Origin of the sequence: Actinomadura geliboluensis (assembly GCF_005889745.1) — a bacterium.
GTDB lineage: Bacteria > Actinomycetota > Actinomycetes > Streptosporangiales > Streptosporangiaceae > Spirillospora > Spirillospora geliboluensis.
Genome location: NZ_VCKZ01000149.1, coordinates 1 through 19330 on the forward strand (window position 1 = coordinate 1; position 19330 = coordinate 19330).

Annotated in this window: 18 protein-coding genes; 9 read left to right on the forward strand and 9 right to left on the reverse strand. The window is 71.4% G+C overall.

Annotated elements, in window-relative coordinates; translation table 11 throughout:
• Positions 1 to 455: hypothetical protein (locus ETD96_RS45995; protein ID WP_478209489.1), on the reverse strand; the 455-nt coding region annotated here is incomplete at its 3' end.
• A 172-nt stretch (positions 456 to 627) separates the two neighbouring features.
• Between ETD96_RS45995 and ETD96_RS20615 the strand changes: the two genes are divergently transcribed.
• The gene (locus ETD96_RS20615; RefSeq protein WP_171069144.1) at positions 628 to 1485 is read left to right on the forward strand and encodes a serine/threonine-protein kinase; all 858 of its coding nucleotides are present in this window, start codon (positions 628 to 630) and stop codon (positions 1483 to 1485) included.
• A 13-nt stretch (positions 1486 to 1498) separates the two neighbouring features.
• Here the strand turns inward: ETD96_RS20615 and ETD96_RS20620 are convergent, their stop codons facing one another.
• From ETD96_RS20620 to ETD96_RS20630, 3 genes are read right to left on the reverse strand one after another with little or no spacing between them, the layout of a single operon-like run.
• Positions 1499 to 3088, reverse strand: coding sequence for an OmpA family protein (locus tag ETD96_RS20620; protein ID WP_138638105.1), 1590 nt, complete (start codon positions 3086 to 3088; stop codon positions 1499 to 1501).
• Between the two features lie 54 nt (positions 3089 to 3142).
• Positions 3143 to 3700, reverse strand: coding sequence for an OmpA family protein (locus ETD96_RS20625; RefSeq protein ID WP_138638106.1), 558 nt, complete (start codon positions 3698 to 3700; stop codon positions 3143 to 3145).
• Positions 3701 to 3705: 5 nt separating this feature from the next.
• Entirely contained in the window at positions 3706 to 4266 is a 561-nt protein-coding gene (locus ETD96_RS20630; RefSeq protein WP_138638107.1) for a hypothetical protein, read from the reverse strand.
• 98 nt (positions 4267 to 4364) lie between these two features.
• Between ETD96_RS20630 and ETD96_RS20635 the strand changes: the two genes are divergently transcribed.
• The 6 genes from ETD96_RS20635 (at position 4365) to ETD96_RS20660 (ending at position 11038) form a co-directional block, all read left to right on the forward strand.
• Positions 4365 to 4988, forward strand: a complete 624-nt coding sequence (locus tag ETD96_RS20635; protein WP_240807917.1) for a hypothetical protein — start codon at positions 4365 to 4367, stop codon at positions 4986 to 4988.
• Between the two features lie 351 nt (positions 4989 to 5339).
• A complete protein-coding gene (locus tag ETD96_RS20640; RefSeq protein WP_138638108.1) occupies positions 5340 to 6170 on the forward strand; it encodes a hypothetical protein in 831 nt (276 codons plus the stop codon).
• Between the two features lie 11 nt (positions 6171 to 6181).
• On the forward strand, positions 6182 to 8194 hold the full coding sequence (locus ETD96_RS20645; protein WP_138638109.1) for a fumarate reductase/succinate dehydrogenase flavoprotein subunit: 2013 nt from the start codon (positions 6182 to 6184) through the stop codon (positions 8192 to 8194).
• Complete coding sequence (locus ETD96_RS20650) at positions 8191 to 8961, forward strand: succinate dehydrogenase/fumarate reductase iron-sulfur subunit (protein WP_138638110.1); 771 nt, start codon at positions 8191 to 8193, stop codon at positions 8959 to 8961. The genes ETD96_RS20645 and ETD96_RS20650 overlap by 4 nt, the downstream gene beginning before the upstream one ends.
• A 344-nt stretch (positions 8962 to 9305) precedes the next feature.
• Positions 9306 to 10013: a Crp/Fnr family transcriptional regulator gene (locus tag ETD96_RS20655; RefSeq protein ID WP_138638111.1), complete on the forward strand. Its 708-nt coding sequence runs from the start codon at positions 9306 to 9308 to the stop codon at positions 10011 to 10013.
• Between the two features lie 44 nt (positions 10014 to 10057).
• Positions 10058 to 11038, forward strand: coding sequence for a LysR family transcriptional regulator (locus ETD96_RS20660; RefSeq protein ID WP_138638112.1), 981 nt, complete (start codon positions 10058 to 10060; stop codon positions 11036 to 11038).
• A 3-nt stretch (positions 11039 to 11041) separates the two neighbouring features.
• On the opposite strand, the gene ETD96_RS20665 is transcribed toward ETD96_RS20660, so the two are convergent.
• The 5 genes from ETD96_RS20665 to ETD96_RS20685 all read right to left on the reverse strand — a co-directional run bounded on the left by ETD96_RS20665 (position 11042) and on the right by ETD96_RS20685 (position 16858).
• Positions 11042 to 11785 carry an arginase family protein gene (locus ETD96_RS20665; protein ID WP_171069145.1) on the reverse strand — a complete coding sequence of 248 codons (744 nt, stop codon included), beginning with the start codon at positions 11783 to 11785 and terminating at the stop codon, positions 11042 to 11044.
• 179 nt (positions 11786 to 11964) lie between these two features.
• Positions 11965 to 12717 (reverse strand): succinate dehydrogenase/fumarate reductase iron-sulfur subunit, encoded by a 753-nt coding sequence (locus ETD96_RS20670; RefSeq protein ID WP_138638114.1) that lies wholly within the window; start codon positions 12715 to 12717, stop codon positions 11965 to 11967.
• A 20-nt stretch (positions 12718 to 12737) separates the two neighbouring features.
• Entirely contained in the window at positions 12738 to 14675 is a 1938-nt protein-coding gene (locus tag ETD96_RS20675) for a fumarate reductase/succinate dehydrogenase flavoprotein subunit (protein WP_138638119.1), read from the reverse strand.
• Positions 14676 to 14677: 2 nt separating this feature from the next.
• The gene (locus tag ETD96_RS20680) at positions 14678 to 15367 is read right to left on the reverse strand and encodes a succinate dehydrogenase cytochrome b subunit (RefSeq protein WP_138638115.1); all 690 of its coding nucleotides are present in this window, start codon (positions 15365 to 15367) and stop codon (positions 14678 to 14680) included.
• 258 nt (positions 15368 to 15625) lie between these two features.
• The gene (locus ETD96_RS20685; protein WP_240807918.1) at positions 15626 to 16858 is read right to left on the reverse strand and encodes a PP2C family protein-serine/threonine phosphatase; all 1233 of its coding nucleotides are present in this window, start codon (positions 16856 to 16858) and stop codon (positions 15626 to 15628) included.
• A gap of 310 nt (positions 16859 to 17168) precedes the next feature.
• Here ETD96_RS20685 and ETD96_RS20690 point away from each other — a divergent pair, with 310 nt between their 5' ends.
• Complete coding sequence (locus ETD96_RS20690; RefSeq protein ID WP_240807919.1) at positions 17169 to 18914, forward strand: ABC transporter transmembrane domain-containing protein; 1746 nt, start codon at positions 17169 to 17171, stop codon at positions 18912 to 18914.
• A partial coding sequence (locus ETD96_RS20695) for an ABC transporter transmembrane domain-containing protein (protein WP_138638117.1) occupies positions 18911 to 19330 on the forward strand: 420 nt, incomplete at its 3' end. The genes ETD96_RS20690 and ETD96_RS20695, both read left to right, overlap by 4 nt.

The window sequence follows — 19330 nt, forward strand, 5'->3', positions numbered from 1 at the left end:
CCCGTGCCCTCCGCCCGCGTCTCTTTCGCGTCCGTGGCTTCTACGCCCGCGCCTCCCGCGTCCATGCGCTCTGCATCGGCACCCTCGGCGCCGTCGGCTTTCGGCCCCGTGCCCTTCCCGCTCGTGGCTTCCGAACTGGAGCGTTCTACGGCCGCGCCTTCCGCGTCCGTGCGCCCTGCAGCGGCGCCTTCCGCTTCGTCGGTTTCCGGGCCCGTGCCCTTCGCGTTTGTAGCTCCCGAACTCGTGCGTTCTGCGGCCATAGCGCCCGCGTCGGCGTCCCCTGTGCTCTCGGTGTCCGCGTTGGCGGCTTTAGAGCTCGTGGCTTCAGCGCTCGTGGGGTTCGTGGGTGCGGGTGGCGTTTGGGGGACGGGGGTGTTTGCGGCTCCCTGCGTGATGCTGCTGTGGGCGGCGGTGTCCCCCGCGAGATCTTCGCGGCCGGGCTCTTTGTCGCTCATTTGTCCAGTTTCGGGCAGGCCCTGTCCGGGGCGCGTGGTTTGGGGAGATCGTCAGTCTATGGAGGGAGCGGGGAGGGGTGGGGCTCTCCCTGTTCGATGCGCGGTCCGTGCTTTCGGTTGACCGCGCTCGACCGATCCGTCTGGGGGCGGCGGATTCCGTACGATCTGTCCCGTGGACGGAGGGTGGGTGATCGGCGGTCGGTTCACCATGCTCGACCGGATCGGGGCGGGCGGGACGAGCCGGGTGTGGCGTGCCTACGATCACGCGGAGCGGTGCTACTGCGCGGCGAAGCTCATCCGGTGGCAAGGGCGGACGATGCTGCTGCGGGCGATCCGGGAGCAGGCGCTGCGGCTGGCGCATCCGCATGTGGTGACGCCCTATGCGTCGTGCATGGCGGACGATGACGTCCTGCTGGCGATGGACCTGATGACCGGCGGGTCGGTGGAGACGCTCCTCGGGGACTACGGGCGGCTGCCGCCGGACTACGCCGCCGAGATCCTGGACCAGGTGCTGGCCGCGTTGAGCCGCATCCACCGGGCCGGGATCGTCCACCGCGATGTGAAGCCGGCGAACCTGCTGATGGAGCCGAGTGCGGTCGGTGCGCCGCATGTCCGGCTCGCGGACTTCGGGATCGCGCTCGGGGACGACGGGCTCCGGTTCACCACGACCGGGTTCGTCGTCGGGACGCCCGGCTACCTGGCGCCGGAGGCGCTCGACTGGAACCGGCCCGCGCCGCGGCAGGACCTGTACGCCGCCGGGATGGTCGGCTGGCGGATGCTCACCGGCGCGGGCGACCCGGAGCCGAACCAGCGCATCGGCGAACCGCCCTCGGGGGTGCCGCCGATGCTGTGGACGGTGCTGTCCCATCTGTGCGACCCCGATCCCGCGCGGCGCTTCGCCGACGCGGACGCGGCGCGGCGGGCGCTGGGGTCGTGCCGCCGGGATCTGCGGTTCCCCGCCCGGACCCTGGACGGGGAGCTACTGCAGATCTTCGACCAGCTGGGGTCGCCGCCTCCTCATCGGAGGTAGGCGGGCCGGGTTCTCAGCGGATGGGGACGTTCGGGATCTTGCCGAAGGGGCCCGCGTCGAAGGTGACCGCTGTGACGGACGGCGGGGGAGCGGGGACGTAGAAGAAGCCGCGGTTCGCCGTGCCGGGCTCGGTTCTGAAGACGGCCCATCCGGGGTCGACGAAGCGCAGGTTCACTCTGATCTCCTCGGTGGGGCCCATGCGGACGCCGCGGTAGGCGGTGTTCGTGGCCGGGTCGATGACGGAGAACGCGCCGAACCGGCCGTAGGAGCCGTTCTCGCCCATGTAGCCGTCGGTGGGGAGCAGGGCCTGGGAGCCGACGTTCGCGATCTCGAAGACGGCGACGAGGTAGGCGCCGTCGCGGTAGAAGGGCTTGACGTCGATGCGCCGCTTCTGGCCCGCGATCCTGCCGATCTCGGCCGTGCGGCTCGCGACGGTCGGGCCGTCCGGGTGGAACGCGGCGGGGGCGCCGGTGCCGGTGCCGGGCCTGTCCTGCGGGGCGGTCTCGGTGGTCGTGGTCGTCTCGGTCGTCTGCTGCTTGATCTGGTAGGAGATCTCGACGCGGCGGTTCTTCTGGCGGGCCTTCTCGTCGTCGGCGCCGCCCTCCTCCGCCACCGGTTCGGTCTCGCCCTTGCCTTCGGCCTTGTACTGGTAGGCGGTGCCCAGGCGGGCCTGGAGCTCCTTCAGGACGACGTCGGCGCGGCGCTGTGACAGGGGCAGGTTGTAGCCGCTGGTGCCCTTGCCGTCGGTGTGCCCGGTGATGAGGATCGGCGGCTTGGCGGGGTCGGCCTTCGCCTTGGTCTCGGTCGCGACCTGGTCCAGGATGGCCTTCGCGCGGGCGGAGAGCGTCGCCTTGTCGAAGTCGAACAGCACGTCGGTGCGCAACCCGATGGTCTGCTCGCTCGCGCTCGTGCTGGTGGACTGCGCCTCGCCCTCGGTGAGGCTGTAGAGGTCGTAGGTCCGGCCGGCGGCGTTGCCGTTCTGCTCGCGTGTCTTGAACGCCACCGTGGCGCCGGGGCTCGGGGGCGTCGCGTCGTCCACGACGGGTGCGGTGGGGCCGCCCTCGCCCTTGCCGTCGACGACCGGGACGCCGGTGAACTCGCCGGCGGTGGTCGGGGTGATCACCGTGATGGTCCGCACCGACTCGGGGAGGCGGGGGAAGGCGACCACCGTCTCGTAGCGGACGCCGGGCCGGACCGTGGTGAAGCGGAGGTCGCTGCCGACCGTGTTGCCCTGGCCGTCGCGGTCGTAGAGCGGGCCGTACGCCTTGTGGCCGACCGGGTCGACGAGCGTGAAGTTCAGCTCGCCGAACGCCGTCCCCGCCGCCGAGGTCGCGAACGAGTACGACTTCGGTTCGCGCTCCGGGTTGGTCAGGTATAAGCGCAGCACCGACCGGTCGCGATGACGCTCGACGGCCCGCACCTCGATCCGCGAATGGCCGCCGCCGAGCGCGGACCAGGCGTCCTTGATCGCCGGCCCGGAGTGGGGGCGGCCGGTCTCCGCGGTGCCGCGGCTCGCGGGGGATTTGTCGCCGGAGTCACAGGCGGCGACGAGGACCAGCGGGATGGCGGTGAGGGCCGCGAGCGCGCCCCGGATGCCTGTCATCGGGATACCTCTTTCCTGTTCGACGGTCAGGCTGAGCGGGGTGACGAGCGGGCCTCAGCCCTTCTCGTAGGTGATTTCTACACGGCGGTTCTTCGCGCGGCCTTCGGGATCGTCCTTGCCGCCCTGCTCGTTGGGGGCGACGGGCTTGGTCTCGCCGTAGCCCTTCGCCTGGACGCGCAGCCCGGCCCCGCCGAGGGCGTCCTGCAGGGCGGCCTTGACCGCCTCGGCGCGCCGCCGGGACAGGGCGAGGTTGGAGCCCGGGTCGCCGATGGAGTCGGTGTGCCCCGCGACCTCGACGGCGCCCTTGGCGTCGCGCAGCCGCGGCGCGAGGGCGGCGATGCGGCGGCGGGCGGTGTCGGTGAGGGTGGACTCGCCGAAGTCGAACAGGACGTCCGCCGAGATGCGGACGGTGACCTGCTCGCCGTTGGCGTGCTCCTCTTCCAACGGGACCACGGCCTTGGAGAGGTCGATGTCGCGAACGGCGGCGCCGGCCTCGATGGGCAGGACGCTCTTGGCGAGGTTGTCGTCGGGCACGCCGGGGTCGGCCCCCGCGGCGGCGGGGACGGCGAGCAGCGTCGCGAGGGCGGCCGCGATCACGGTCGTGCGGCGCATGCGGTTCACCGCTCGACCGGGATGTTGCGGAACGTGGGCCACGACCCGATCTGCACGTCGATGGACTTCACGTTCTCGGGCGGGGCCGCGAACGTGAAGAAGTGGGACGTGGGCTGGTCGTTCGTCATGTGCGTGAAGATGTCGTCGGTCTCCAGCTCCTTGCCGCCGGAGTCCTTCACGACGACGTAGCGCTTGAGGTTGACCGGGTCGATGAGCGAGGTGCCGAGCCCGCGGTCGCCGTTGAGCCCGTAGGCGTTGATCCGGCGGGGCTCGGCGCCGGGGACGTGCGGCGTGAACTGCACGGTCAGCGTGGCCAGCTTGCCCTTCGCCTTCAGCCCCATGATGGCGATGTCGACCTTGGCGCCCACCGCCGCCGGGCTGTCGAAGGTGCCCTGCACCACCGGCTTCGCGGTGTTGTCGAAGCCCGCCTCGCCCGCCTGCACGTCCGCGCCGGCGGCCGACGACTGGGCACCGGACGATGAGGCGTCGTCGCCGCCGACCGCCGAGCAGCCGGCCAGGGTCAGGACCGCGGCGGTCGCGACCACCAGGCGATGGGTCAGGCGCATGGTCGATCCTTCGGTTCGTCGCATCTGCAAAGGCTTCCGTGGCACCATGGCATCAGGAGCCACGACAGAGTGTGCGGACGTGAATATAGCGTTTGCATTTGCGAATCGTCAAGGGGGTGGACGGGGTGAGCGTCGCCGAGGACACGGTCGCCCGGAACCGCGCGCTGCAGATCGAGTGGTACGGCGAGCCGCTCGGCGATCGCGTCCGGCCGCTGCTCGACCGGCTCGGGCTGTCGCAGTCGGGCCTCGCGGGCGTGCTCGGGCTGTCCGCGCCGATGCTCTCCCAGTTGATGTCCGCCCAGCGGGCCAAGATCAGCAATCCGGCCGTGCTGCACCGGCTGATGGCGGTGGAGGAGTTCGTCGCCGATCCCGCGTTCGCTGCGCTGCCGCCGGCGACGATCAAGGCGCGGCTGGAGGAGATCAGGGGAGAGGCGGCACCGACCACGTCCGGGCTCCGCATGGCCGCCGACGGCGCCCCCGAGGAGGCCGCCCCAAAGGACGCGCGGGCCCAGGAACGCGGGACGGCGGAGCCTGCGCGGCTGGTGCAGGCCCTCCTGCGCGAGGTCGCGTCCGCCGCGGAGATCGACGCCGCCGCCGACCTCATCGCCGACCGCTTCCCCGAACTCGCGGAGGTCCTCCGCGTGTACGGGACGGGGCGCACGAGCGAGGCCGAGGCGCACTTCGCTCGTACCGTACTCGGCCGGATGCTCGGCGACCGCTAGGTCATTCCTAGGCGTGCTCGTCTCGATTCCCCTGCGCCATAACGACTGGTTATGGAACACGGGCGGTGCGATGGGGGCGCAACCGGGCTAAAGTCTGTGGTCAGGCTCACATACGGGTCTCCCTGTTATGTATGTCACAGCTCGTCAAGTGTGGCGTAGGGTCGCTTCGCTGGAAGCGCACACGAGGCGTCACCGCCCGCATGCGGCACGGCCTCCGGCCGCCCGCCGGGGAGCCATGCCCGGTGGTTCGGCGCGACGGCGCGAGGGAGGCCGCCGGCGGGCGCGACGGCAAACCGGTGCGCGCGGACCGTGGTACGGGGACACGACGACCCGAGCTCAGGAGAGCGATCGATGAGCACTGTGGAGGCGCCCGTCAAGACGCGCGCCCAGATCAAGGAAAGAACGCTCCGCAAGGACAACTGGCGGCTGTATCCCGTCACGACCTTCGTTATCTTCACGGCCTGGGTGGTGTACGCGACGGTCCGGGCCTTCTGGGGCGCGGCGTTCTACGTGCCGGAGTTCCACTACCTGACGCCGTTCTACTCGCCGTGCCTGAACGAGATCTGCAACGACGTGACGGTGAACGGGCACACCGGCGACGCGGCGGAGTTCGGGACGTTCCTGCCGGCGGGCACCCGCGGCTGGATCCCCTTCGCGGCCATCTCGCTGCCGTTCCTGCTGCTGTTCCGCCTGACCTGCTACTACTACCGCAAGGCGTACTACCGCTCGTTCTGGGCGTCGCCGTCCGCGTGCGCCGTCCGCGAGCCGCACGGCAAGTACACCGGGGAGCGCCGCTTCCCGCTGATCGGCCAGAACCTGCACCGCTACTTCTGGCTCGCGGCCGTGCTCATCTCCCTCATCAACACCTACGACGCGATCCGGGCGTTCCACGGCAAGGACGGCGGCTTCGGCATCGGGCTCGGCACGCTCATCCTGGTGGCGAACGTCGTGCTGCTGTGGCTCTACACGCTGTCGTGCCACTCGTGCCGGCACATCGTCGGCGGGCGGCTGAAGAACTTCTCCAAGCACCCGTTCCGGTACCGGATGTGGGGCTGGGTGTCCAAGATCAATGAGCGGCACGGCATGTACGCGCTGATCACCCTGGGCTCGCTGGTGGTGGCGGACGCCTACATCGCGTTCGTCGCCGGCGGCGTGTTCGACGACCCGCGTATCTTCAACTGAGGCCAAGGAACATGACTGAGATCGAGAGGCACTCGTACGACGTCGTGGTGATCGGCGCCGGCGGCGCCGGGCTGCGCGCGGCGATCGAGGCGCGCCTCCAGGGCAAGAAGACCGCGATCATCTCCAAGTCGCTGTTCGGCAAGGCCCACACGGTGATGGCCGAGGGCGGCGCAGCCGCCGCGATGGGCAACGTCAACGCCAACGACAACTGGATGGTCCACTTCCGCGACACCATGCGCGGCGGCAAGTTCATGAACAGCTGGCGGATGGCGGAGCTGCACGCCAAGGAGGCCCCGGAGCGGATCTGGGAGCTGGAGCTGTGGGGCGCGCTGTTCGACCGCACCAAGGACGGCAAGATCAGCCAGCGCAACTTCGGCGGGCACGAGTACCCGCGGCTGGCGCACGTCGGCGACCGGACCGGCCTGGAGCTGATCCGCACCGCGCAGCAGAAGATCGTCGCCCTCCAGCAGGAGGACAAGGCCGAGCACGGCGACTACGAGGCCAACCTCAAGGTGTGGGCCGAGACGACGGTCACCCGGCTGCTGAAGGATGCCGACGGCAAGGTCTGCGGCGCGTTCGGCTACGTCCGCGAGACCGGCAAGTTCGTCGTGTTCGAGGCGCCCGCGGTGGTGCTGGCGACCGGCGGCATCGGCAAGGCGTTCAAGGTCACGTCGAACTCCTGGGAGTACACCGGGGACGGGCACGCGCTGGCGCTGCTCGCCGGCGGGACGCTGCTGAACATGGAGTTCGTGCAGTTCCACCCGACCGGGATGGTCTGGCCGCCGTCGGTCAAGGGCATCCTCGTGACCGAGTCGGTCCGCGGCGACCGCGGCGTCCTGCGCAACAGCGAGGGCAAGCGGTTCATGTTCGACTACATCCCGGAGGTCTTCAAGGACCAGTACGCCACCTCCGAGGAGGAGGGCGACCGCTGGTACGACGACCCCGACAACAACAAGCGCCCCCCTGAGCTGCTGCCTCGCGACGAGGTGGCCCGCGCGATCAACTCCGAGGTCAAGGCGGGCCGGGGATCGCCGCACGGCGGCGTCTTCCTCACCGTCGTCGACCGGATGCCGGGCGGCGCCGCCGAGATCGTCAAGCGGCTGCCGTCGATGTACCACCAGTTCAAGGAGCTGGCGGACGTCGACATCACCAAGGAGGCGATGGAGGTCGGCCCGACCTGCCACTACGTGATGGGCGGCGTGGAGGTCGACCCGGACACGGGCGCGGCGAAGGTGCCCGGCCTGTTCGCGGCGGGCGAGGTGTCCGGCGGCATGCACGGCTCGAACCGGCTCGGCGGCAACTCGCTGTCGGACCTGCTGGTGTTCGGGCGCCGCGCCGGCCTCGGCGCGTCCGAGTACGTGGACGCGCTGCCCGCGCGTCCCGCCGTCCCGGACGCGGAGGTCGAGGCGGCGACGGCGGAGGCGCTCGCGCCGTTCGAGCGGGAGGGCGGCGAGAACCCGTACGCCGTCCACGCCGAGCTGCAGCAGACGATGAACGAGCTGGTCGGCATCATCCGCAAGGAGGAGGAGCTGAAGCAGGCCATCGAGGCCCTCGGCAAGCTCCGCGAGCGGGTCGCGAACGTCAGCGTGGAGCCGGTCGCGGTCAACGACGGCCGCGGCTACCACCCGGGCTGGCACCTCGCGCTGGACCTGCGCAACATGCTGCTGGTGTCGGAGGCGGTCGCGAAGGCGGCGCTGGAGCGGCAGGAGAGCCGCGGCGGCCACACCCGCGACGACTACCCGCAGATGTCGGCGGAGTGGCGGAAGATCAACCTGGTCTGCGCGCTCGCCGGAGACCCGTCCGCCCCGCACGTCGAGCTGACCCGGCAGCCGCTCGTGCCGATGCGCGAGGACCTGCTCGAGCTGTTCGAGAACGACGAGCTGAAGAAGTACCTGACCGCCGAGGAGCTGCCGAAGGGGCTGGCCGAGGAGGTCGAGACGGAGCGGACGGAGGCCGCGGCCGGCTCGGGCGCGACGGCCGCCGGCGCCGCCGGCGCCGCGGACGACGAGGAGGACGACCGATGAGCTACGAGGCCAAGTTCAAGGTCTGGCGCGGCGACGACGGCTCCGGCGAGCTCGCCGACTACACGGTCGAGGTCAACGAGGGCGAGGTCGTCCTCGACATCATCCACCGGCTGCAGGCCACGCAGGCGCCCGACCTCGCCGTCCGGTGGAACTGCAAGGCGGGCAAGTGCGGCTCGTGCTCGGCTGAGATCAACGGCATGCCGAAGCTGCTGTGCATGACGCGGATGTCGACCTTCGACCCGGACGAGACGGTCACCGTCACCCCGATCCGCACGTTCCCCGTCATCCGCGACCTCGTCACGGACGTCTCGTTCAACTACGAGAAGGCGCGGGAGATCCCCTCGTTCGACCCCGGCGACGCCAAGCCCGGCGAGCTGCGCATGCAGCAGGTGGACGTGGAGCGCTCGCAGGAGTTCCGCAAGTGCATCGAGTGCTTCCTGTGCCAGAACGTCTGCCACGTCATCCGCGACCATGAGGAGAACAAGGAGAGCTTCGCCGGCCCGCGCTTCCTGATGCGGATCGGGGAGCTGGAGATGCACCCGGCGGACCAGGCCGACCGGCGCAACATCGCGCAGGACGACCACGGCCTCGGCTTCTGCAACATCACCAAGTGCTGCACCGAGGTCTGCCCCGAGCACATCAAGATCACCGACAACGCGCTGATCCCGATGAAGGAGCGGGTCGTCGGCCGCAAGTACGACCCGGTGGTGTGGCTCGGCAGCAAGCTCGGCATCGTGAAGAAGGGCCAGGACACCCCGTCCGCCTGAGCGAGGCTCCCGGACGCCCGGCGTCCGGGGCTTTCGCGAACGTCCCCCGCCGCCCCGCGCGACGGGGGGCGTTCGCGTTTCCGCCGCTCTCCACCGCGGGGGCGGCGCTCTGGCATGCGGCGCTCCCGAGGTACGGCGGGCGGCGTGCCCCCGGACCGCCGCCCGCCGTCCCGCCGTTCCCCGTGGACGCCGTGGACGCCGCTACGGCCCTCCGGTCGCGCACGCCGGGATCCACCCTGACGCACATCCGTCCCCCGGAGTAGGGAATAGTGCACAGAGCGCGTGATTGAACCGTGATTCCCTCCCGGGAGGCGGGCGCCCCCGGATCCCTTTAGCGTTATGGCGTGACCGCTCTCGAACCGGGCTCGTTCCTCGCCGATCTCACCGCGGCGGAACGCGCGGATCTGGAAGCACGCTCCCGCGTCCGCGAGTTCGAGCGGGGCGACACGCTCTTCTCCGAGGGGGAGGAGCCCGGCTGGGTCGCCGTCCTGCTGCGGGGACGGGTGAAGGCGTTCTCCTACCGCGAGCAGGGCGGCGAGGCGCTGCTGGCGGTGCGCGGGCCGGGCGCGCTGCTCGGGGAGGTCGCCGCGATCGACGGGCTGCCGCGGTCGGCGTCGGTCGCCGCGCTGGAGCCGGTCCAGACCCTCGCGATCGGCGCCGACGAGTTCATGGCGTTCCTGCAGGCGCACGGCCGCGTCTCGATCCTCATCATGCGGATGCTGTGCCAGCGGTGGCGCGACGCCGACCGCAAGCGCGTCGAGTTCGGCATGTTCGACGCGACCGGGCGGGTCGCGCAGCGGCTGGTCGAGCTGGCGGAGCGGTTCGGCGTGCCGTACGTCCCGCGCGGCGGCGCCGACGAGGCCGGGACGGGCGGGGAGAGCGTGCGCATCACGCTGAACCTGTCGCAGGAGGAGCTGGCGGGCTGGGTCGGCGCGTCGCGGGAGGCGGTGAGCAAGGCGCTGCGCACGCTGCGCCGGCACGGCTGGATCGAGACGGGCCGCCGGCGCCTGATCGTCCACGACCTCCAGGCCCTCCGCCGCCACGCGCGGTAACCCGGGTCGCCGGGCGCGGACGCGCTGGCCGTACTCTGTGCAGGATGCAGCTACAGCAGCTCGCCTACTTCGTCGCGGTCGCGGAGGTGCGCCACTTCACGCAGGCCGCGGAGATCCTGCGGGTGGCGCAGCCGTCGCTGTCCAAGCAGATCCGGGCGCTGGAGAGCGAGCTGAACGTCTCCCTGTTCCGGCGCGCGCGCGGCAACATCACCCTGACGCCCGCAGGTGAGGCGCTGCTGCCCCTGGCCAAGCGAATCCTGGCGGACGTCGACACCGCGCGTCTGGAGGTGCAGGAACTCGCCGGCCTCAAGCGCGGCCGGGTGCGGCTCGGCGCCACGCCGTCCCTCTGCGCGGGCCTGCTGGCGGACGTCCTGCGCCGCTTCCACGACACGTATCCGGGCATCCAGCTCATCGTGGAGGAGGGCGGCTCCCGCGACCTCGTCCGGGAGCTGACGCGCGGCTCGCTCGACCTCGCCCTGGTCATACTCCCGCTCCAGGGCGATCCACCGCTGGACACGACCCCGATACTGCGCGAGTACCTGGTGGTGGCGTCGCCGGCGGGGACGGGGACGCCCGCGCAGCTGCCGCGCCGCTCGTACCTGCGCATCGAGGACCTGCAGAACCGCCCGCTGGTGATGTTCCGTCCCGGATACGACCTGCGGGAGGCGACGATCAGCGCGTGCCGGGCGGCGGGGTTCGAGCCGAAGTTCGCGGTCGAGGGCGGCGAGATGGACGCCGTGCTGCGCTTCGTCGAGGTCGGCCTCGGCATCGCGGTCGTCCCGAGCATGGTCCTCGCGGGGCGTCCCGGCCTGCGCGGGACGCCGCTCGTCCTGGCCGACGAGGAGGCGCGGCGGGGGCGCCACGGTCCGGGCCTGCTCCGCACCATCGCGCTCGCCCACCGCAAGGACGTCGAGTTGACCCACGCCGCGCGCGCCTTCCAGGAGACCTTGGAGGTGTTCCTCGCGGAGGCCGCCGAGGCGGGAACGCTCCCCGCGGGCGTCGAGAACCTGGTCGACGCCAAGTAGCGGTCAGGCGGTCAGGATGTCGCGCAGGACGCGGCCCCGGACGGCGTTGTCATCGCCCTCCGGAAGGTGCCAGGGGCAGGCGATGTCCAGGGCGGCCACGCGGCCGGTCGCGATGACCCGGCGGACGGACGCGATCACCGCGTCGTAGGACGGGCCGCCGCCCACGGGGAACTTCATCCCCGGCAGGTCGTCCTTGTCGATGACGTCCAGGTCGATGTGCAGGAGCAGCGGGCCGTCCGGCAGGACGACGTCGTCCACCGGGCACTGCCGCACCCGCGACGAGGCGAGGAACTCGGCCTCGGCCGGGTCGAGGTCACGGGCGTCCACGAGGACGACGCGGTCCTCCGGCAGCGGGCGCAGGCCGAGCCGGTCGGGGAGCAGTGCGGTGTCGGTGCCGATGATCTGCCGCAGCGGCATGCCGCCGATGTAGCCGGAGGTGGAGCTCTCCGCCGAGTGGATGTCGCCGTGCGCGTCGTACCAGACGACGGACGCGTCCACCCCGGCCTTCTGCAGCCCGGCGAGGACGGCCTCGGCGAGCAGGCAGTCGCCGGAGACGACCGCCGGACGGGTGCCGCCGGCGACCTGGTCGGCGACCTCGGCCGCGACCGGCTCGCACAGCGCCGCGACGCGGTCCCACACGTCGCCGTCCGGGAGGTCGCGGGTCACCGGGATCAGGTCGAACCCGTCCAGGGGGAAGGACGCGTCGGGGAGCCGTTCATCCTGGTGGTACGGAACAAAAGTGATCACGTGACCACAGTAGAGCAGTAGTACGGCCCCGCCCGGTACTCCGAGCGGGGCCGAGATCAGGGGCCGGTCAGGCCGGCCGGACCGGACCGAAGCGGGTCAGTGTTCTTTTCCGGGGGGCGACCCCCAGCCCCCCGGCAAGGGCCGCTGACGCGCTCCTTCGCTGGCGCTCAGTCGACGCGTCAGCGCTTCTTGCCGCCGGCGGTCGCCTTCAGGTAGTCGCCGTTGAGGCGCCCGATGACGTCCAGCGGGATCTCCTTCGGGCACGCGGCGGTGCACTCGCCGGTGTTGGTGCAGCCGCCGAAGCCCTCCTCGTCGTGGGTCTCCAGCATGGACACGACGCGGTCCCAGCGCTCCGGCTGCCCCTGCGGCATCAGCCCCAGGTGGGTGATCTTGGCGCCGAGGAACAGCGCGGCGGAGCCGTTCGGGCAGGCCGCGACGCAGGCGCCGCAGCCGATGCACTCGGCGGCCTCGAACGCGCGGTCGGCGTCCGGCTTCGGCACCGGGGTCGAGTGCGCCTCCGGCGCGGTGCCGGTCGGGGCGGTGATGTAGCCGCCGGCCTGGATCATCCGGTCGAACGCCGACCGGTCGACGACCAGGTCCTTCACCACCGGGAACGCCTTGGCCCGCCACGGCTCGACGTCGATGACCTCGCCGTCCTTGAACTTGCGCATGTGGAGCTGGCACGTGGTGGTGGCGCGCTCCGGGCCGTGCGGGGTGCCGTTGATGACCAGCGAGCACATCCCGCAGATGCCCTCGCGGCAGTCGTGGTCGAACGCGACCGGCTCCTCGCCGTCGGCGATGAGCTTCTCGTTGAGGACGTCCAGCATCTCCAGGAACGAGGCGTCGGGGGAGATGTCGTCGAGCTTGTACTCGACCATCCGCCCCTTGTCCTGGGGGCCGCTCTGGCGCCAGACGCGCAGTGTGAGCTTCATGATTACCTGTCCGACCTCTGCTACTTGTACGACCGCTGCGTCGGCTTGACGTATTCGAAGTCCAGGGCCTCCTTGTGGAGGACGGGCTGCTCGCCCTCCCCGGCCCATTCCCAGGCGGCGACGTGGGCGAAGTTGTCGTCGTCGCGCTTGGCCTCGCCGTCCTCGTCCTGGCTCTCGGCCCGGAAGTGGCCGCCGCAGGACTCGGTGCGGTGCAGCGCGTCGATGACCATCAGCTCGGCCAGCTCGAAGAAGTCGGCGACGCGGCCGGCCTTCTCCAGCTGCTGGTTCAGCTCCTCGCCCTTGCCGGTGACCTTGACGCGCGTCCAGAACTCCTCGCGCAGCGCCGGGATGAGCTCCAGGGCCTTGCGCAGGCCCTGCTCGGTGCGCTCCATGCCGCAGTACTCCCACATGATGTGGCCGAGCTCGCGGTGGAAGGAGTCGACGGAGCGGTCCCCGTCGATGGAGAGCAGCTTGTCGATCCGGGTCCGCACCCGCTCCTCGGCCTCGCTGATCGCGGTCTCGGCGACCGGCTCGAACGCGTTGCGGGCGATGTAGTCGCCGATGGTGTTCGGCAGGACGAAGTAGCCGTCGGCGAGGCCCTGCATCAGCGCGGACGCGCCGAGCCGGTTCGCGCCGTGGTCGGAGAAGTTCGCCTCGCCGATCACGAACAGGCCGGGGATCGTGGACTCCAGGTCGTAGTCCACCCAGAGGCCGCCCATCGTGTAGTGGACGGCGGGGTAGATGCGCATCGGCGTCTCGTACGGGTTCTCGCCGGTGATGCGCTCGTACATCTGGAAGAGGTTGCCGTACTTGGCCTCGACCTTGTCGCGGCCGAGCCGCTCGATGGCGTCGGCGAAGTCGAGGTAGACGCCGAGGCCGCCGGGGCCGACGCCGCGCCCCTCGTCGCAGACGTTCTTCGCCGCGCGGGACGCGATGTCGCGCGGGACGAGGTTGCCGAACGAGGGGTAGATGCGCTCCAGGTAGTAGTCGCGCTCGTCCTCGGGGATGTCGTACGGCTTGCGCGTGTCGCCGGCCTTCTTCGGCACCCACACGCGGCCGTCGTTGCGCAGCGACTCCGACATGAGCGTCAGCTTGGACTGGTGGTCGCCGCTGACCGGGATGCACGTCGGGTGGATCTGCGTGTAGCACGGGTTGGCGAACAGGGCGCCGTGCCGGTGGGCGCGCCAGGACGCGGTGACGTTCGAGCCCATCGCGTTCGTGGACAGGAAGTACACGTTGCCGTAGCCGCCGGACGCCAGCACGACCGCGTCCGCGGTGTAGTGCTTGATCTCGCCGTTGATCAGGTTCCGGACGACGACGCCGCGGGCCCGCCCGTCCTCCATGATCAGGTCGAGCATCTCGTGCCGCGGGTACAGCTCCACGTTGCCGGCCTCGACCTGCCGCATCAGCGCCTGGTAGGCGCCGAGGAGCAGCTGCTGGCCCGTCTGGCCGCGGGCGTAGAAGGTGCGGGAGACCTGGGTGCCGCCGAACGAGCGGTTGTCGAGCAGGCCGCCGTACTCGCGGGCGAACGGGACGCCCTGCGCGACGCACTGGTCGATGATGTTCCGGGAGATGTCGGCGAGCCGGTACACGTTCGACTCGCGGGAGCGGAAGTCGCCGCCCTTCACGGTCTCGTAGAACAGCCGGTAGACGCTGTCGCCGTCGTTGCGGTAGTTCTTCGCGGCGTTGATGCCGCCCTGCGCGGCGATCGAGTGGGCGCGGCGCGGCGAGTCCTGGAAGCAGAACTGCTGGACGTGGTAGCCGGCCTCGCCGAGCGTCGCGCCGGCGGAGCCGCCGGCCAGCCCGGTGCCGATGATGATGATCTTCTTCTTGCGCTTGTTGGCCGGGTTGACCTGCTTGGCCTCGAACTTGCGCGTCGTCCAGCGGTCCTCGATGGGGCCCTTGGGCGCCTTGGTGTCGGCGATCGGCTCGCCGGACTTGTAGAAGCTGTCGGTCATGGTCAGCTCACCCATCCGAACGTGATGGAGACGGGGACCGCGATGAAGCCGAGCGTGATCAGCGCGGCGGTGGTCGCGGCCAGGCCCCGCAGGGCGTTGTGGCTGCGCGGGCTGCGCAGCCCGAGCGTCTGGAACGCGCTCCAGATGCCGTGGTTGAGGTGCAGGCCGACGAGCAGGATGGCGACGACGTACCAGAGGGTGATGTACCAGCGGGACGGGTCGAAGTCGGCGACCATCCGCTCGTAGGGGGTGGCGTCGGCGCCCTTGGGGTTCACGACGAAGAACGTGAGGTCCAGCAGGTGCCAGATGATGTAGAAGGCGATGATGACGCCGCCGTACCGCATCGTGCGGACGGCGTAGCCCTGCGCGTTCGACTTCTTCTTCGACTGGTACTTCACGGGGCGCGCGTGGGCGGCGCGCTTGCCGAGGGACACCGCCGACCACATGTGCAGGATCACCGAGACGCCGAGCACGACCTCGATGAGGGTCAGGACGGTCCGGCGCGGTACCGCGGGCTCACCGATCGTGCGCAGCCAGTGCGCGTAGTGGTTGAAGTCCTCCGCGCCCATGAAGATCTTCAGGTTCCCGACCATGTGCGCGACCAGGTACAGCACGAGGACGCCGCCGGTCACCGCCATGACGGCCTTCTTGCCGACGGTCGATCGGTAGATCGCAGGTATCGCTATAGCCACGACCTGCACGTTATGTCCGGATCGGAGAATAGTTCCAAGTCATCAGCGCACTCATGGCGATAGCCGCAGGCTATGGAAGCACGCTGGGCGGGCGTTGTAGCCGTTCCGTGACGTTCCGCCTGGTGAGTGACTTCACAGCGGGTCCGGGAACTCCGCGATCACGTGATCCACAAGACATTGACCGAGGTCAGGGGCCTGTGGTTAGGCACCTGGCCACAGCCGCGACGCGCTCGGAGAGCCGTGCCCCGGGCGCCGCGCTCAGGAACCGTTGAGTTCACGTCCGGGCTGGCGGGACAGCAGCAGCACGGCCAGGTCGTCGGTCAGGGCGTCGCCGTTGAGGTGCTCGACCTCGGTCACCAGGTCGTCGATCAGGGCGCGCCCGGTGGCGCCGCTGCCGCGCGCCTTGCGCGCCAGCCCGACCAGGCCGTCGGTGCCGAGCCGGTCCGAGCCGGGGCCGACCTTCCCCTCGATGAGGCCGTCGGTGTAGAGCATCAGGCCCCAGGAGTCGCCGAGGTCGATCTCGGTCGTCGGCCACTCGGCGCCCGGCAGCAGGCCGAGCGCCGGCCCGTGCGCGTAGTCGGGCAGCGCCGCGACCTCGCCGTCCTCGCCGAGGACGCCGTGGAACAGCAGCGGCGCGGGGTGCCCCGCCAGGTGCATCCGCGCGGTCCGCCGGGACGGCGCGATCGTGATCATGCAGAGCGTGGTGAAGATCTCCTCGCTGCGCCGCTCGTGGCCGAGGACGGTGTCGAGGGTGCCGAGCAGCTGCTCGCCGGTGTGCCCGGCGAGCACGAGCGTCCGCCACGCCATCCGGAGCTGGACGCCGAGGGCCGCCTCGTCCGGGCCGTGCCCGCACACGTCCCCGATCATCAGGTGGACGGCGCCGCCCTCGGTCTGCACGGTGTCGTAGAAGTCGCCGCCGAGCAGGGCGCGCCGCCGGCCGGGCCGGTAGCGCGTGTGGTGCCGCAGCGACGCGTCCTCGATCAGCGGGACGGGCAGCAGCCCGCGCTCCAGCCGGGCGTTCTCGCGGCCGAGGATGCGGGCCTCGACGAGCCGCCGCTCGGTCTCCTCCGAGCGCTTGCGCTCGATGGCGTAGCGGATCGCGCGGGCCAGCAGCGGGGCGTCGACCTCCTGCTTGACCAGGTAGTCCTCGGCGCCGGCGGCGACGGCCTGGACGCCGAGGTGGGCGTCGTCGAGGCCGGTCAGCACGACCACGGCGGCGGTCTCGGACAGGGCCAGCACCTGGCGCAGCCCGTCCAGCCGGTCGATGCCGGGGGTGGACAGGTCGACGAGGATGCACTGCGTGCGGCGGGTCAGCGACCGCCGGGCCTCGGCGAGGTCGGACGCGACGGCGATGGCGGCGTCCAGGCCGCTCTCGGCGAGCATCTTCTCGACCATGAGGACGTCGGAGGGGTCGGCGTCGATGAGGAGCAGGTCGGTCCTGTCCTCGGCCCCCGGTGTGAAGGGGTACGTCTGATGGCTGATTGTGCTCACAGGGCTTCCGGAAGTCGGGCTGACGGCACTGGCAACGGCCGGTGGAGCCTCGCTTATTCCCGTGGGTGCGGGAGGGCGCGGCGGGCCGCGCCGGGGCAGCGGCATCGGCCTAGCCGCCAGGGTCCCGGCTCAAGGAGCGGAGGAAGCGTCGCTCCGTACGCCCCGACCTTAGCGTGCCGCCGCGGCCCGGCGCACCTCCCGCGCGCGTCCCGATCACGATTTGCGGGCGGTCCGAAAGTCGTTCGAGCCGCGTCCGGCCAGGTGAAAAACCAGTCGAACTCGCGGGGCCCCGCTGCATAACCTTCGTCAGGTGAAGCCGCTGCCGGAGAAAAATCCTGGCACGCCCGACCACGTCCTCCGCCGAGGCAGAGCCTCCCGCGGCGCCCGCAGCGGCGCCGGCGGAGCATCCGCGCGCTACCTGCTGTGGCTGGCGCGCGTCCAGTGGCGCAGCATCGCCGCGGGCGCGCTCCTCGGCGTGGTCTGGATGCTCAGCCAGGCGTTGATGCCCGCCGCGATCGGCCGCGCCATCGGCGACGGCGTCGCGGCGCGGGACGAGCGCGCCCTGCTGGCGTGGTCCGGCGTGCTGCTCGGCCTCGGGGTCGTGCAGGCCGTCACGGGCGCCGTCCGGCACCGGTTCGCCGTCTACAACTGGCTCGCCTCCGCCTACCGGACGGTCCAGCTCGTCACCCGGCAGTCGACCCGCCTCGGCGGGACGCTGCCGAAGCGGCTGAGCGCGGGCGAGGTGGTGAGCATCGGGCTGTCCGACGTGTCGCACATCGGCGACACCATCGACATCCTCTCCCGCGGCTCGGGCGCCGTGGTCGCGATCGTCGCGGTGGCCGCGATCCTGCTCAGCACCTCGCCGCCGCTCGGCCTGATCGTGCTGGTCGGGGTGCCGCTGATCCTGGCGATCGCGGCGCCGCTGCTGCGCCCCTACCGCGACCGCGAGCTGGCGCACCGCGAGCTGGTCGGCGAGCTGAGCTCGCACGCCACCGACCTCGTCGCGGGCCTGCGGGTGCTGCGCGGCATCGGCGGCGAGACGCTGTTCTCCGGCCGCTACCGCGCCGAGTCGCAGCGGGTGCGCGCGGCCGGGGTGGCGGTCGCGCGGGCCGAGACCCGGATGAACGGCGCCGAGGTGCTGCTGCCCGGGCTGCTGATCGCGCTGGTCACCTGGGTCGGCGCCCGGTTCGCCGCCGAGCGGACGATCAGCGTCGGGGAACTGGTCGCGTTCTACGGGTACGCGGTGTTCCTGATAGTGCCGCTGAAGACGCTCGGCGAGGCCGCCGGCAAGATCACCAAGGGGCTGGTGGCGGCCGGCCGGGTGACCGCGCTGCTGGCGATCGACCCCGAGCTGCCGGCCGCCGGGACGGCCCGCCCGGCGGCGTCCGCCGAGCTGGTCGACATCGCGTCCGGGCTGGTCGTGCGGCCGGGGCGGGTGACCGCGGTCGCCGCGGCCGATCCGCGCGACGCGCAGGCCGTCGCCGACCGGCTCGGCCGGTACGCCGACGGCGACGTCGACTTCGGCGGCATCCCGCTGCACGCGGTCGCGGACGTCCGGAAGCGGATCCTCGTCGCCGTCAACGAGGACCGCCTCTTCTCCGGGCCGCTGGCCGAGTCGCTGGCACCGGACGCCGACGAGGCGGTACTGAAGGAGGCCGTCTACGCGGCCTGCGCCGAGGACGTCGTCGCGTCCGTCGGGCTGGACGCGCACGTGGCCGAGGCCGGACGGGAGTTCTCCGGCGGCCAGCAGCAGCGCCTGCGCCTTGCGCGGGCACTCGCCGCAGACCCCGACGTCCTCATCCTGGTGGAACCGACCAGCGCGGTAGACGCGCACACCGAAGCACGCATCGCCGGCAGGCTCGGCCAAGCGCGCGCGGGCCGCACCACCGTGGTGTGCACGACCAGCCCGCTGATGCTGGACCGCGCCGACCACGTCGTATTCATCCAGGACGGAATGGTCGTCGCAGAAGGAGCACATCGCGACCTCCTGGAGGCAGAGCCGCGCTACGCGGCCACCGTCACCAGGGGAGCGACCGCGGAAAGGGCGGAGGCATGAGCACTGAGACGCTGCCGGTCGCGACGTCCGCGCAGGTGCGGGCGTACGCGCGGCGGCTCGTGCTGCGGCACCCCCGCGCCCTCGCCGGGGTGCTCGGCCTGCACGCGCTGGCCGCCGTGGCGGGCCTGGTCACGCCCCGGCTGCTCGGGGCGCTCGTCGAGGACGTCCGCGACGGGCACGCCGCCATCGACACCGCCGGCCTCGCCATCGCCGGGTTCGTGATCGCGCAGGGCGTGCTGATCCGGTACGCCTACCTGGCGTCGGCGAAGCTCGGCGAGCGGGTGCTGGCCGAGCTGCGCGAGGAGTTCGTCGACCGGGTGCTGGCGCTGCCGCTGTCCACGGTCGAGCGGGCCGGCACCGGCGACCTGGTCACCCGCGCGTCCCGCGACGTGGACACGCTCAGCACGTCCGTGCGG

Coding starts and splice junctions, on each gene's coding strand:
- ETD96_RS20620 (WP_138638105.1), bottom strand. CDS start 3,088: ATGACAGGCATCCGGGGCGCGCTCGCGGCCCTCACCGCCATCCCGCTG.
- ETD96_RS20625 (WP_138638106.1), bottom strand. CDS start 3,700: ATGCGCCGCACGACCGTGATCGCGGCCGCCCTCGCGACGCTGCTCGCC.
- ETD96_RS20630 (WP_138638107.1), bottom strand. CDS start 4,266: ATGCGCCTGACCCATCGCCTGGTGGTCGCGACCGCCGCGGTCCTGACC.
- ETD96_RS20640 (WP_138638108.1), top strand. CDS start 5,340: ATGAGCACTGTGGAGGCGCCCGTCAAGACGCGCGCCCAGATCAAGGAA.
- ETD96_RS20645 (WP_138638109.1), top strand. CDS start 6,182: ATGACTGAGATCGAGAGGCACTCGTACGACGTCGTGGTGATCGGCGCC.
- ETD96_RS20650 (WP_138638110.1), top strand. CDS start 8,191: ATGAGCTACGAGGCCAAGTTCAAGGTCTGGCGCGGCGACGACGGCTCC.
- ETD96_RS20660 (WP_138638112.1), top strand. CDS start 10,058: ATGCAGCTACAGCAGCTCGCCTACTTCGTCGCGGTCGCGGAGGTGCGC.
- ETD96_RS20670 (WP_138638114.1), bottom strand. CDS start 12,717: ATGAAGCTCACACTGCGCGTCTGGCGCCAGAGCGGCCCCCAGGACAAG.
- ETD96_RS20675 (WP_138638119.1), bottom strand. CDS start 14,675: ATGACCGACAGCTTCTACAAGTCCGGCGAGCCGATCGCCGACACCAAG.